The 13,105-nt window shown below is 71.6% G+C and carries 11 protein-coding genes; 8 read left to right on the forward strand and 3 right to left on the reverse strand.

What is annotated here, in order from left to right; all coding sequences use genetic code 11:
* The first annotated feature begins 3 nt into the window (after positions 1-3).
* The 3 genes from ACZ6MZ_RS20880 (at position 4) to sucD (ending at position 3,594) form a co-directional block, all read left to right on the forward strand.
* Complete coding sequence (locus tag ACZ6MZ_RS20880) at positions 4-1,179, forward strand: VWA domain-containing protein (protein WP_469353494.1); 1,176 nt, start codon at positions 4-6, stop codon at positions 1,177-1,179.
* A gap of 336 nt (positions 1,180-1,515) precedes the next feature.
* On the forward strand, positions 1,516-2,691 hold the full coding sequence (gene sucC / locus ACZ6MZ_RS20885; protein ID WP_384189431.1) for an ADP-forming succinate--CoA ligase subunit beta: 1,176 nt from the start codon (positions 1,516-1,518) through the stop codon (positions 2,689-2,691).
* A gap of 18 nt (positions 2,692-2,709) precedes the next feature.
* Positions 2,710-3,594 (forward strand): succinate--CoA ligase subunit alpha, encoded by an 885-nt coding sequence (gene sucD, locus ACZ6MZ_RS20890; protein ID WP_384189429.1) that lies wholly within the window; start codon positions 2,710-2,712, stop codon positions 3,592-3,594.
* Positions 3,595-3,684: 90 nt separating this feature from the next.
* Here the strand turns inward: sucD and ACZ6MZ_RS20895 are convergent, their stop codons facing one another.
* Positions 3,685-5,040 (reverse strand): sigma factor-like helix-turn-helix DNA-binding protein, encoded by a 1,356-nt coding sequence (locus tag ACZ6MZ_RS20895; RefSeq protein ID WP_469353496.1) that lies wholly within the window; start codon positions 5,038-5,040, stop codon positions 3,685-3,687.
* Positions 5,041-5,156: 116 nt separating this feature from the next.
* Between ACZ6MZ_RS20895 and ACZ6MZ_RS20900 the strand changes: the two genes are divergently transcribed.
* Positions 5,157-7,025: a cell division protein PerM gene (locus tag ACZ6MZ_RS20900; protein ID WP_469353498.1), complete on the forward strand. Its 1,869-nt coding sequence runs from the start codon at positions 5,157-5,159 to the stop codon at positions 7,023-7,025.
* On the opposite strand, the gene ACZ6MZ_RS20905 is transcribed toward ACZ6MZ_RS20900, so the two are convergent.
* A complete protein-coding gene (locus tag ACZ6MZ_RS20905) occupies positions 7,015-7,947 on the reverse strand; it encodes a hypothetical protein (protein WP_469353500.1) in 933 nt (310 codons plus the stop codon). The two genes, ACZ6MZ_RS20900 and ACZ6MZ_RS20905, sit on opposite strands and share 11 nt — an antisense overlap.
* A gap of 293 nt (positions 7,948-8,240) precedes the next feature.
* Here ACZ6MZ_RS20905 and purN point away from each other — a divergent pair, with 293 nt between their 5' ends.
* Both purN and purH read left to right on the forward strand, forming a co-directional pair.
* Complete coding sequence (gene purN / locus ACZ6MZ_RS20910) at positions 8,241-8,921, forward strand: phosphoribosylglycinamide formyltransferase (protein ID WP_384334270.1); 681 nt, start codon at positions 8,241-8,243, stop codon at positions 8,919-8,921.
* Positions 8,918-10,480 carry a bifunctional phosphoribosylaminoimidazolecarboxamide formyltransferase/IMP cyclohydrolase gene (gene purH, locus ACZ6MZ_RS20915; RefSeq protein WP_469353501.1) on the forward strand — a complete coding sequence of 521 codons (1,563 nt, stop codon included), beginning with the start codon at positions 8,918-8,920 and terminating at the stop codon, positions 10,478-10,480. Before purN ends, purH begins: the two co-directional genes overlap by 4 nt.
* A 115-nt stretch (positions 10,481-10,595) precedes the next feature.
* On the opposite strand, the gene ACZ6MZ_RS20920 is transcribed toward purH, so the two are convergent.
* Complete coding sequence (locus tag ACZ6MZ_RS20920; RefSeq protein WP_469353503.1) at positions 10,596-11,204, reverse strand: hypothetical protein; 609 nt, start codon at positions 11,202-11,204, stop codon at positions 10,596-10,598.
* A 254-nt stretch (positions 11,205-11,458) separates the two neighbouring features.
* On the opposite strand from ACZ6MZ_RS20920, the gene ACZ6MZ_RS20925 reads away from it, so the two are divergent.
* Together ACZ6MZ_RS20925 and ACZ6MZ_RS20930 are read left to right on the forward strand one after the other, a co-directional pair.
* Positions 11,459-12,322 (forward strand): bifunctional methylenetetrahydrofolate dehydrogenase/methenyltetrahydrofolate cyclohydrolase, encoded by an 864-nt coding sequence (locus tag ACZ6MZ_RS20925; RefSeq protein ID WP_384182443.1) that lies wholly within the window; start codon positions 11,459-11,461, stop codon positions 12,320-12,322.
* Between the two features lie 35 nt (positions 12,323-12,357).
* A complete protein-coding gene (locus tag ACZ6MZ_RS20930; protein ID WP_389783966.1) occupies positions 12,358-13,089 on the forward strand; it encodes a DUF3017 domain-containing protein in 732 nt (243 codons plus the stop codon).
* Positions 13,090-13,105: the final 16 nt, after the last annotated feature.

Here is a 13,105-nt window from a genome sequence, read left to right on the forward strand (position 1 = left end):
GGGATGAGCACGGACGGGACGGACCGGAAGGCCGACGAGCGGCTGCGCCGCTGGCGGATGGTGCTCGGCGGGGAGAGCGCCGACGGGACGGGATGCGCGCTCTCGGGCCGGGACGCGGCGATGGACAGCGCGCTGGCCGCGCTGTACGGCGCAGGCAAGGGCGGCGACAGCGGCGCCAAGCGCTCCGCCGGGCTCGGCGCCTCCGCACCGTCCGTCGCGCGCTGGCTCGGAGACATCCGTACGTACTTCCCCAGCTCCGTCGTCCAGATCATGCAGCGCGACGCGATCGACCGGCTCGGTCTGTCCACGCTGCTGCTGGAGCCGGAGATGCTGGAGGCGGTCGAGGCCGACGTCCATCTGGTCGGCACGCTGCTCTCCCTCAACAAGGCGATGCCCGAGACGACCAAGGAGACGGCGCGCGCCGTCGTACGCACGGTGGTCGCGGACATCGAGAAGCGGCTCGCCACCCGGACCAGGGCCACCCTGACCGGCGCGCTCGACCGGTCCGCGCGGATCAGCCGGCCGCGCCACCGGGACATCGACTGGGACCGCACCATCCGGGCCAACCTCAAGAACTACCTGCCGGAACACGGCACGGTGGTCCCCGAGCGGCTCATCGGATACGGCCGGGCCTCGCAGTCCGTGAAGAAGGAAGTCGTCCTCTGTATCGACCAGTCGGGGTCGATGGCCGCGTCCGTCGTCTACGCCTCCGTCTTCGGTGCGGTCCTGGCCTCCATGCGCTCCATCGACACCCGGCTCGTCCTCTTCGACACGGCGGTCGTCGACCTCACCGACCAGCTCGACGATCCCGTCGATGTCCTCTTCGGCACCCAGCTCGGCGGCGGTACGGACATCAATCGCGCGCTCGCGTACTGCCAGTCGCAGATCACCCGGCCCGCCGACACCGTGGTCGTCCTGATCAGCGATCTGTACGAGGGCGGCATACGCGACGAGATGCTCAAGCGCGTCGCGGCGATGAAGGCGTCGGGCGTGCAGTTCGTGGCGCTGCTCGCCCTGTCGGACGAGGGGGCGCCCGCGTACGACCGGGAGCACGCGGCGGCCCTCGCGGCGCTCGGCGCTCCCGCGTTCGCCTGCACACCGGATCTGTTCCCCGAGGTGATGGCGGCGGCGATCGAGAAGCGCCCCCTCCCCGTGCCGGATACCGCGACTCTTGGGTGACAAGGGGGCGTGAGGGGTGTAATGGTTGCTAAAGGCATAAAGGGGTCGCGTTCCGCCGGTCCGCGGAAGGCGATCGGCCGGGTGTGCGGGCCCCTCCGAGCCCACTGTGACGGGTATCACCGCTCTGTGACAGGTATCACCGCTCAGGTGTGATCTGTGATTTAGGGACCTACGGCCCACGGGGATAACCTGCGAGGCGGACATGCCGCGTACCGGACAGCGTGTACGCCTCCCTCAGTGACAGCGCAGTCACGTTGCCCTTCGCGGCACGCCCACGCAGACAACGAACCCGCGATCACCAGGCTGCGGTTTAAGAGACTAAAGGGACGGACACGCGTGGACCTGTTCGAGTATCAGGCGAGGGACCTCTTCGCCAAGCACGGTGTACCGGTGCTGGCCGGTGAAGTCATCGAGACGCCTGAAGCGGCCCGCGAGGTGACCGAGCGGCTCGGCGGCAAGGCCGTCGTCAAGGCGCAGGTGAAGGTCGGCGGCCGCGGCAAGGCCGGCGGCGTGAAGCTGGCCTCCGACCCGGCGGACGCCGTCGAGAAGGCCGGCCAGATCCTGGGCATGGACATCAAGGGCCACACGGTCCACCGGGTCATGCTGGCCGAGACCGCGGACATCGCGGAGGAGTACTACGTCTCCTTCCTGCTGGACCGCACCAACCGCACCTTCCTCGCCATGGCCTCCGTCGAGGGCGGCGTGGAGATCGAGGTCGTCGCCGAGGAGAACCCCGACGCGCTCGCCAAGGTCCCGGTCGACGCCAACGAGGGCTGCACGCCCGAGAAGGCCGCCGAGATCGTCGCCGCCGCGAAGTTCCCGGCCGAGATCGCCGACCAGGTCGCCGACGTCCTGCAGAAGCTGTGGACCGTCTTCATCAAGGAGGACGCGCTCCTCGTTGAGGTCAACCCGCTGATCAAGTCCGGCGACGGCACGATCATCGCGCTGGACGGCAAGGTCTCGCTCGACGAGAACGCCGACTTCCGCCAGCCCGGGCACGAGGCGCTCGAGGACAAGGCCGCGGCCAACCCGCTCGAGGCCGCCGCCAAGGCCAAGAACCTCAACTACGTCAAGCTCGACGGCGAGGTCGGCATCATCGGCAACGGCGCGGGTCTGGTCATGTCGACCCTCGACGTCGTCGCGTACGCCGGTGAGGCCCACGGCGGCGTGAAGCCCGCCAACTTCCTGGACATCGGTGGCGGCGCCTCCGCCGAGGTCATGGCGAACGGCCTGGAGATCATCCTCGGCGACCCGGACGTCAAGTCCGTGTTCGTCAATGTCTTCGGCGGCATCACCGCGTGCGACGAGGTCGCCAACGGCATCGTCCAGGCCCTGGAGCTGCTCGAGTCCAAGGGCGAGAACGTCACGAAGCCGCTGGTCGTGCGCCTCGACGGCAACAACGCGGAGCTGGGTCGCAAGATCCTGTCCGACGCCAACCACCCGCTCGTGCAGCGCGTGGACACCATGGACGGCGCGGCCGACAAGGCCGCCGAGCTCGCGGCCGCGAAGTAAGGGACAGGTCAGCACACCATGGCTATCTTCCTCACCAAGGACAGCAAGGTCATCGTCCAGGGGATGACCGGCGCCACCGGCATGAAGCACACCAAGCTCATGCTCGCTGACGGCACCGACATCGTCGGCGGCGTCAACCCGCGCAAGGCGGGCACCTCCGTCGACTTCGACGGCACCTCCGTACCCGTCTTCGGCTCGGTGGCCGAGGCCATCGAGAAGACCGGCGCCGACGTCTCCGTCGTCTTCGTGCCGCCGGCCTTCGCCAAGGCGGCCGTCGTCGAGGCGATCGACGCCGAGATCGGCCTGGCCGTCGTGATCACCGAGGGCATCGCGGTGCACGACTCCGCGGCCTTCTGGGCGTACGCGGGCAGCAAGGGCAACAAGACCCGGATCATCGGCCCGAACTGCCCCGGCCTGATCACCCCCGGCCAGTCCAACGCCGGCATCATCCCGGGCGACATCACCAAGCCCGGCCGCATCGGTCTCGTGTCCAAGTCCGGCACGCTGACCTACCAGATGATGTACGAGCTCCGTGACATCGGCTTCTCCTCGGCCGTCGGCATCGGTGGCGACCCGGTCATCGGTACGACGCACATCGACGCGCTCGCCGCGTTCGAGGCCGACCCCGACACCGACCTGATCGTGATGATCGGCGAGATCGGCGGCGACGCCGAGGAGCGTGCGGCCGACTTCATCGCCAAGAACGTCACGAAGCCGGTCGTCGGCTACGTCGCGGGCTTCACCGCGCCCGAGGGCAAGACCATGGGCCACGCCGGCGCCATCGTCTCCGGCTCCTCCGGCACGGCCCAGGCGAAGAAGGAGGCCCTGGAGGCCGCGGGCGTCAAGGTCGGCAAGACGCCGACCGAGACGGCCGAGCTGGCGCGCGCCCTTCTCGCGGGCTGATCGTCTCAACGCACCACGCGCGTGGGCCCGCACCCTTTCCGGGGTGCGGGCCCACGCGCGTTCTCCCTCGGCGGGACCGGCGGTACGAGCTCAGCGGACCTGCGGTACGAGCCGGTACGGCCCGTTCATCGGCTCCTTGCGGAGCTTCTCGCGCAGCTTCAGGTCCTGCTTGCTCAGCCGCTGCGGACCGCTGGCCACCGGGACGCCCTCGATCTGCTCACCCGGGGACTGCGGCGGTTCGTACCGCGTCGGCGCGGTGGACAGGGTGAACCCGGTCGCCCCCACGATCAGCACGGTGAAGGCGATGGCCGACCGCGTCCAGAGCCTGGCACGCCGCTCGCAGCCGCTCCGTACCTTCTTGGCCGGGGTGAGTTTCGGCGGCTCCACCGACAGGGTGAGCGCGCCGAGGCGCTCGTGCAGCAGCTCCGCGTCGGTCAGTTCCGGCAGCCGCCCGGCGACGGCCTTGCGGGCGTGGATCAGCCGTCTCGCCGTCGCCGGGGTGCTCGCCTCCGTCTCGGCGGCCGTCTCCGGCAGGTCCAGCCCGAGTCCGTCGTAGAGCAGCAGCGTGCGGCGGTACGACGGCGGAAGAGCGAGCAGCGCCTCGCGCAGCTCCCGTCCGTCGCGTCCTTCGTGCTCGCCCGGGACCACGTCGAGCTTCTTGCCGGTGCGCCGCGTCCGGTGCCAGGGCGACATCGCGTACTCGTACGCCGCGGCGCGCACCCAGCCCGCCGGATCCCGGTCGACCGCGACCTCGGGCCAGCGCTGCCACGCGAGGTGGAAGGCGCGTTCGACAGAATTCTGGGAGAGATTACGCCGCCCGGTGAGCAGGTACGCCTGGCGGACGAGGGCGGGGGCCGCGAACGCGTACAGCGCGTCGAAGGCCTGGGCAGGGGTGAGCGCCGCAGCCATGTCATCGGCCATCCGGGGCCCGGCGCCGCCCCACATCCCGGGGTGTGCGGCCTTCTCCCGTCCGGCGAGGGCGATGGCGGCGGCGGCCGTGATGGGGGAGGCCGTGGGCACCCGCCGGGGGGAGTGCCGCGACCGGCGCGGCCGGCGCGCGGCGGATTCCCGTTCCTTCGTATCCTTCGTACGGTCCTGAGCAGCGGGTCTGTCCTGCTCCCTGCCCTGCTGACGGGCCGCGGACCGCACCTCGGCCGCCTCCGCCGCCTCGGCCGCCGCCTCCGCCGCTGCCTTCGCGGCCTGGGCTTCCTTGTCCTGGCGCTCCGCCTCGAAGCCGGCCAGCAGCTTCGCGTACACCTCTCCCTTGCGTCCCCGCGGAGGGGTACGGCCGGTCTCCCAGGACCGGATCGTCGACCGCGCGACACCCACCGCCCTCGCGACCTGCTTCTCGGTCATCGGCTTCGCCTCCCGCAGCCTGCGCCTCTCCTCGGGAGAGGGCAGCGGGGTAGCGGAAGCGGAAGCTCTGGGCGTGGTGCTCTGCGTCATGAGGTACTCCCCGCAGCACTGAATTGGCCGAAAAAGCACATAAACATATATTGGGCGACACAGCGGCTATCCGCCTCTTACGCGAATAAAGTGCCCGTCGTTGGCAGCATGACGGCGTGACCCAATTGACCGATCGCACCGCGTCGTTGTCCTCAGCCTCGGCCGTGGAGCGGGGCCGGGCCGTTGTGCTGACGACCTCTTTTCTCCGCGGGATCATCGCGGCGGGCCTCGGGCTCGGCGTGTTCGCCGTGCTGGTGCTGGTGATGTGGATCAGCTCGCCGTACCCCGACAACGGCGCCGGCGGGGCCCTTCGGGTCGCGGCCGCGCTGTGGCTGCTGGCCCACGGCGTCGAGCTGGTACGACCCGACACCCTCTCAGGGGCCCCCGCGCCGCTCGGAGTCGTACCGATACTGCTCGTGGCGCTGCCGGTGTGGCTGATGTACCGGTCGGCCCGGGACGCCCTCGAACCCGCCGAGGGGCGGCCGCAGCTCACCGCGCTCGGCGCCGTGTGCCTGGTCACCGGTGGATATCTGCTGGTCGGCGGGGCTGTGTTGGTCTATGTGGCGGACGGGCCGCTCACCGCGCATCCGCTGCGCGCGGCGCTCACGCTGCCGGTCGTGACCCTGCTGTCCACGGCCGCCGGGGCGTGGACGGCGAGGGGACGCCGGCTCGGTCCCGCGCCGTTGTGGCTGCCGGGGGCCGAGCAGAACCGTCTCGTCCGCGCCGTGGGGCAGCTCGCGGCACGCCGCGGGAGCGTGGTCGCGCTGCGGTCCGGGGCCGCGGCCGCTCTGGTGCTGGTGGGCGGCGGTGCGCTGCTCGTCGGGGCCTCGCTGGTCTGGCACGGGGACCTGGCGCACGCGTCGTTCAGCCGGCTCGCCGGGGACTGGTCGGGGCGGTTCGCCGTGCTGCTACTGGGTCTCGCGCTGGTGCCGAACGCCGCGGTCTGGGGGGCCGCGTACGGCCTGGGGCCCGGCTTCGCGCTCGGTACGGCGGCGACCGTCACCCCGCTCGGGGTCGTGGGCGCCCCCCAGGTGCCCGTCTTCCCGCTGCTCGCCGCGGTGCCCGCGGGCCCGCCGACCGCGCTGAACTGGGCCGCGGCGGCGGTGCCGGTGGTCGCGGGACCGGCGGTCGGCTGGTTCACGGTGCGGGTGGCCGCGCCGCGTTACGCCGTTCGGGCGGAGGCCTGGGGCACCGGCGAGACCGCGCTGACGGCCGCACTCGGAGGCGCGGTGTGCGGGGTGCTCATGGCGGTTGTGGCGGCGCTGTCGGGCGGGCCGCTGGGCAACGCGGACCTGGCGGCCTTCGGCCCTGTGTGGTGGCTGACGGGGGCGGCGGCGCTGGGGTGGACGGTGACGCTCGGCGTACCGGCCGCGCTGTTGCTGCGCGCCTGGCGGCTGCGGGAGCCGCGTACGAAGGCCGCGACCGGGGGAGCGGAACCGGGCGTCCCCGCGGTGGCCTGGTGGCGGGCGCCCTGGCGGCTGGTGTGGCGGCTGGTGCGGCGGCCGTCGGTATGGCGGCCGTCGGCATGGCGACGGCTGATGTGGTGGCGTGGCGCCGAGGCCGAGGTGCCCGCCGCAGGGTCGCGGGCCTCGGACACGGCCGGTGGCCACGACGCCCAGGACGTCGCGGGCGGCGGAAGCGGGGCACGGGCGGAGGGGGGTGCGGCAGCGCGGGCGGAGGCGCGGGCGGAGTTGGCGGAAGCGTCCGATCCGGATTTCGAGCCGTACGACTTCCTGCCGGCCGACGCCTGGTACGAGCGCGGTACGCGAGGGACGCGATGGGCGCCGGCCGCGGGGGCGCCCGGCGATCTGCTGGCCGACTTCGCGGCCGCGCCGCCGCTTTCCCCGGAATCGAGGCCGTCCCCGGAACCGAGACCGTCCCCGAAAGCGAGGCTGTCCCCGGAACGGCCGTCGGAGCCGGCCTCTTCCGAGAAGAGCGGCTCCGACGAGGGCGACGCGGGGGGAGACCCGGGTCCTACTCCTTGACGCCGAAGATCGGGACCAGCGAATGCGGCAGCAGGTCGTTGCAGGAGAGCTGGCCCGTCTTCGTCAGGGCGTCGTTCACACACGTGTAGTAGTCGCGGTAGACGAGCTGCACGGTGAAGGTCGCCGCCACGATCGCCAGCGCGAGAGCGGCCGTCACCAGGCCGCTCACCGCTGCCGTGGTCTGCGGTCTGTTCGAGGTCGGGCTCTGAGCCGCGTTCCGCTGCTCCGGCTGTTCCGATCGCGCCGGAACAGGGGACGAGCCCTCGGACGCCGCACTGTCCGAGCCGGAGGTGTGCCTTCCGGGCTTGTTGCGCAGCGAGCTGATGCCCCAGTACAGGGCCAGCGCCCCGAGCAGCAGAGCGATCTCGGGGAAGTCGAAGAGCGCGAAGAAGAAGGCCCACATCCCGGAGAGCAGGGCATAGCGGGCCCGGCGCTGGACCGGGTCCGTCGGATCCCAGCGCAGCCCACTGCCGCGGCCGCCCTCGGGGCCGTCCTGGCCGCCTCCCTGGCCCTTCTGTCCGCTCTGGTTTCCGGGGCGGGTGCCGAAGCCGCCGGAGGAGCGTCCCGGCTGATGGCTGCTCCACTGGCCGCCCCAGCCCCGGCCGGAGCTCGAACTCTCGTCCGGGGAGTCACCGTTCTCGGGGCGGCGGGGCTGCCACGGCTGGTCGGGCCTGCCCTCGGGCGGCGGTGCGAACGGATTGTCGTCGGAGGAGCCGCCGGACCCGGAGGGCCCGCCGGAGCCCGAGGACCCGCCCGTCCCTGAGGAGCCCGAGGAGCCTGAGGAGCCTGAAGAACCCGAGTCCCCAGGGGGCTCGGAGGGCCCCGAAGGCCCGGTGGAAGAGGACTGGCGTTCCCGTGGCAGCAGCACCAGCCCAGAGGGCAGCGGGAGGTGGAGTGCCGTGCGGCGGCGTCGGTCCGGCATCTGGTGAACGTCTTCCCCTCAGACCCGGCGAGCGGGGCTCTTTGTCTCGTACGGCCCGTCACGGAGACGGAACCCTGTCCCCAGACGCTACCTCCCGGCCAAGCCCCCGTCCCGTGGGGGCCGCCTGGTGTGCCGGTATCGTTGCTGACGGTCGGCGCCTTTGTAGAGTTCCCCGTATCGGGGAACACGATTCCTTCGTACGACCACACAAAGCCGCACGACCACGCCAGCCGCCGTACGACCACGCCGCACGACCCCGCGAGGCTGTGCTCGCTCCCAGAAAGGCGCCCGCTGTGGCCTCCCCGCCTTCCTCCGCCTCCCCGCCCCCCGCCGCGGACCCCGGCCGTCCGGTCCGCCCGGCAGGACCGGCCCGTCTCGTGGTGCTGGTCTCCGGGTCGGGTACGAACCTGCAGGCCCTGCTCGACGCCATCGGCGACGACCCCGAGGCCTTCGGGGCGCGCGTCGTCGCCGTCGGCGCGGACCGTGGCTCCATCGAGGGCCTGGCGCGTGCGGAGCGCGCCGGGCTGCCGACCTTCGTCCGACGGGTGAAGGACTACGGGACGCGTGACGCGTGGGACGCCGCGCTCGCCGAGGCGACGGCGGCGTACGAACCGGACCTGGTGGTCTCCGCCGGCTTCATGAAGATCGTGGGGAAGGAGTTCCTCGCGCGCTTCGGCGGGCGGTTCGTCAACACGCATCCCGCCCTGCTCCCCAGTTTTCCCGGTGCCCATGGCGTACGTGAGGCGCTCGCGTACGGCGCGAAGGTCACCGGCTGCACCGTCCACTTCGTCGACGACGGCGTCGACACCGGCCCGATCATCGCGCAGGGCGTGGTCGAGGTGCGGGACGAGGACGATGAAGACGCTCTCCATGAGCGCATCAAGGAAGTCGAGCGACGCCTGCTCGTCGAGGTCGTGGGGCGTCTGGCCCGGCACGGCTACCGCATTGAGGGACGAAAGGTAACGATCCAGTGACCGCCGAAGGTACGAAGCGGCCGATCCGCCGCGCGCTGGTCAGCGTCTACGACAAGACGGGCCTCGAAGAGCTGGCCCGTGGGCTGCACGAGGCGGGCGTCACCCTGGTCTCGACCGGCTCCACCGCCTCGAAGATCGCCGCTGCCGAGGTGCCTGTCACCAAGGTCGAGGAGCTGACCGGCTTCCCCGAGTGCCTGGACGGCCGGGTCAAGACGCTGCACCCGCGCGTCCACGCCGGCATCCTCGCCGACCTCCGGCTCGACTCGCACCGCGAGCAGCTGGCCGAGCTGGACATCGAGCCGTTCGATCTGGTCGTCGTGAACCTCTATCCGTTCCGCGAGACGGTCGCCTCCGGGGCCACCGCCGACGAGTGTGTCGAGCAGATCGACATCGGCGGGCCCTCGATGGTCCGGGCCGCCGCCAAGAACCACCCCTCCGTCGCGGTCGTCACCAGCCCCGAGCGGTACGCGGATGTCCTCGGAGCCGTACGGGACGGCGGGTTCGACCTGACGACCCGCAAGCGGCTGGCGGCGGAGGCGTTCCAGCACACCGCCGCGTACGACGTGGCCGTGGCCTCCTGGTTCGCCGACGGCTACGCGGCCGCGGACGATTCCGGCTTCCCGGACTTCCTCGGCGCCACGTACGCCCGTAAGAACGTGCTCCGCTACGGCGAGAACCCGCACCAGCCCGCCGCGCTCTACACCGGCGCGGAAGGCGGCCTGGCCGAGGCCGTGCAGCTGCACGGCAAGGAGATGTCGTACAACAACTACACGGACACGGACGCCGCGCGCCGTGCCGCGTACGACCACGCCGAGCCCTGCGTCGCGATCATCAAGCACGCCAACCCGTGCGGGATCGCGATCGGTGACGATGTCGCCGAGGCGCACCGCAAGGCCCACGACTGCGACCCGCTGTCCGCGTTCGGCGGCGTGATCGCCGTCAACCGGCCGGTCTCCGTCGCGATGGCCGAGCAGGTCGCCGAGATCTTCACCGAGGTCATCGTGGCCCCCGGCTACGAGGACGGCGCGGTCGAGGTGCTGGCCCGCAAGAAGAACATCCGCGTGCTGCGCTGCCCGGAGGCCCCGTCCGCCCCGGTCGAGGTGAAGCCCATCGACGGCGGTGCGCTGCTCCAGGTCACCGACCGGCTCCAGGCCGACGGCGACGACCCGGCGGACTGGACCCTCGCGACCGGCGAGGCGCTCTCCGAGGCCGAGCTCGCCGAGCTGGCCTTCGCCTGGCGCGCGTGCCGCGCGGTCAAGTCCAACGCGATCCTGCTCGCCAAGGGCGGCGCGTCGGTGGGCGTCGGCATGGGCCAGGTCAACCGCGTCGACTCCGCGAAGCTCGCGGTCGAGCGGGCGGGCGAGGAGCGGGCCCGGGGCGCGTACGCCGCGTCCGACGCGTTCTTCCCGTTCCCCGACGGCCTGGAGATCCTGCTGAACGCGGGCGTCAGGGCCGTGGTCCAGCCGGGCGGTTCGGTCCGCGACGAGCTGGCGGTGGAGGCGGCGCGGAAGGCGGGCGCGACGATGTACTTCACGGGGACGCGCCACTTCTTCCACTGAGCCTCATCCACTGAGCGCGTCGAGTTGTTGAAAAGCCGAAGGCCGTAAACCCTGAGCGGGGTTTACGGCCTTCGTGCCTTCGTGAAGTGCCCGTAATGGACGCACTGACGGGGCGTCAGTGGCGCGGGCGCTGGAACCAGGCCGCGCCGTCCGACTTGGCGCAGAAGACGATGATCATGACGCCGAGAGCGACGCTGACTATGGCGAAAATGTTCGCGCTCAGCAGGCTGAGGAGGCTGAGCGCTGTCATCACCGAACCGTAGACGATCGCCGAGATGCGGATGCCGTTGCCGCCGGTGGCGAACTTGCCGGCGGTGAGGATCGCCCACAGTGCGACACCGAGGGTGAGGATGCCGAGGATGACCATGACGCCCATGCCGATGCTGGCCGCATTGTCATTGGTGCCGTAGGTGTCGGCGGACTCCGTCAGCCGGTCGCTGAGCCACGCACCGGCGACGACTATCCCGATGGCACCCAGGACCTGGAGGCCGCCCAGGATGTAGAGCATCACGCGGGCCGCCTTGACGCCGCCCGGCATCTCCATGTGACCGCCGGGGTAGCCGCCCGGGTAGCCGCCGTACGGCTCCTGCACCGGCGGGGCCTGCGGGTAGCCGTACCCGGGCTGGCCCTGGGGCTGCCCCTGCGGGTAGCCGTAGCCCGGCTGCTGGCCCGGCTGCTGACCCTGCGGCTGGCCGTACGGATTGTTGGGGTCGCCGAAGCTCATGGCGGGATTCCTCCGTTGGTGATGCGGGGACGACACGGCCCGCGCCGAGGAATAACTCCACTCTGAGCGGTCTGCCCCCCGACGCTGCCCGCGCACTGCGCGGCAATCGTGGTCTTCACATCTCCTTTCTGTCCAGTCGCTTTCCGCAGGTGTTGTGCAAGTGCAACCTCCTGTGGAGCCGCCGGTGACCGCGCGGGCGCACACCAGGCGGACACGAATTGGGACCGGGAGGGGTCATCCGCGAGGATGGGGGTATGACCGCCCAGATTCTCGATGGCAAGGCCACCGCAGCCGCGATCAAGTCCGATCTGACCGTCCGCGTGGCGGCTCTCAAGGCGAGGGGTGTCACCCCCGGCCTGGGGACGCTGCTCGTCGGGGACGACCCGGGCAGCCGCTGGTACGTGAACGGCAAACACCGCGACTGCGCCGAGGTCGGTATCTCCTCGATCCAGCGTGAGCTGCCCGACACGGCCACCCAGGAGGAGATCGAATCGGTCGTCGGGGAGCTGAACGCCAACCCCGAGTGCACCGGATACATCGTGCAGCTGCCGCTGCCCAAGGGCATCGACACCAACCGGGTGCTGGAGTTGATGAACCCGGCCAAGGACGCCGACGGGCTGCACCCGATGAGCCTCGGCCGGCTGGTGCTGAACGAGACCGGGCCGCTGCCCTGCACTCCGTACGGCATCATCCAGCTGCTGCGCCACCACGGCGTCGAGATCAAGGGCGCGCATGTCGTGGTCGTGGGCCGCGGTATCACCGTCGGCCGGTCGATCCCGCTGCTGCTGACCCGTAAGTCGGAGAACGCGACGGTGACGCAGTGCCACACCGGCACCCGCGATCTGTCGGCGCAGCTCCGGCAGGCCGACATCATCGTGGCCGCCGCGGGTGTGCCGCACATCATCAAGCCCGAGGATGTGAAGCCGGGCGCGGCGGTCCTCGACGTCGGCGTCAGCCGTGACGAGAACGGCAAGATCGTCGGGGATGTCCACCCGGGCGTCGCCGAGGTGGCCGGCTGGATCTCGCCGAACCCGGGCGGCGTCGGCCCGATGACCCGCGCCCAGCTGCTGGTCAACGTGGTCGAGGCGGCCGAACGCGCCGTCGCGGACGCGGGCTGAACGACGGCGGAACCGAATCCGGAAAGGGGCACCGCATGGGTGCTGGTACGAGCGCGGGCGACGCGGCCCGGTCGCGGCGCGGGGCAGGAAACGCGGCCGCGCGGGACACGGCGGTGCCGGACGCGGTCGCGCCGGTACGGGACGTCCCCGAGCCGGTCGCCCCGGCCGTGACAACTGACCGCGCCGAGCCGGCCGCCCCGGTGGGCGAGAGCCGCACCGGCGAGGGCTCTGGCGGCGGAGACCCTGTCGCCGGGGGCTCTGTCGATGGGGGTTCTGTCGGCGGGGACTCTGTCGATGGGGCCGGTGAGCCGTCCGGTGGCGCCCCTGCCGAAGGAGCCGGTTCCGACGGCGCCGACGCGGCGCCCGCAGGGCGGACCCGGCGCTTCCCCACCTTCACCCGGGACACCGCACGGCCCGAGGGCGGCGGTCGCGCCGCCCCCCGGGACGCGCCCGCGCCGGCGCGGCAGTGGCCGCTGCTCAGCGTGCTCGGCACGACCGGGCTCGGGCTGCTGATCGTCGGGCTGCATCCCTTCCCCGAGGCGTCCCGGATCGGCACGATACTGATCGGCGTGGCCCTGATCGGCGGCGCGGTGCTGCGCCGCGTGCTGCCTTCCGTGGGCATGCTGGCCGTGCGCTCGCGCTTCACCGACATGGTCACGTACGGCCTGCTCGGCGTCGCCATCGTGATGCTCTCCCTGATGACACAGCCCGAGCCATGGCTGGAGATCCCGTTCCTGGAGGACATCGTCCACTCGACCGTGCCGTAGCCCACCGACGCTTCGG

This window comes from Streptomyces sp. NPDC042201, from assembly GCF_055582185.1.

Coding starts and splice junctions, on each gene's coding strand:
- ACZ6MZ_RS20925 (WP_384182443.1), top strand. CDS start 11,459: ATGACCGCCCAGATTCTCGATGGCAAGGCCACCGCAGCCGCGATCAAG.
- ACZ6MZ_RS20930 (WP_389783966.1), top strand. CDS start 12,358: ATGGGTGCTGGTACGAGCGCGGGCGACGCGGCCCGGTCGCGGCGCGGG.
- ACZ6MZ_RS20895 (WP_469353496.1), bottom strand. CDS start 5,040: ATGACGCAGAGCACCACGCCCAGAGCTTCCGCTTCCGCTACCCCGCTG.
- ACZ6MZ_RS20905 (WP_469353500.1), bottom strand. CDS start 7,947: ATGCCGGACCGACGCCGCCGCACGGCACTCCACCTCCCGCTGCCCTCT.
- ACZ6MZ_RS20880 (WP_469353494.1), top strand. CDS start 4: ATGAGCACGGACGGGACGGACCGGAAGGCCGACGAGCGGCTGCGCCGC.
- ACZ6MZ_RS20920 (WP_469353503.1), bottom strand. CDS start 11,204: ATGAGCTTCGGCGACCCCAACAATCCGTACGGCCAGCCGCAGGGTCAG.
- sucD (WP_384189429.1), top strand. CDS start 2,710: ATGGCTATCTTCCTCACCAAGGACAGCAAGGTCATCGTCCAGGGGATG.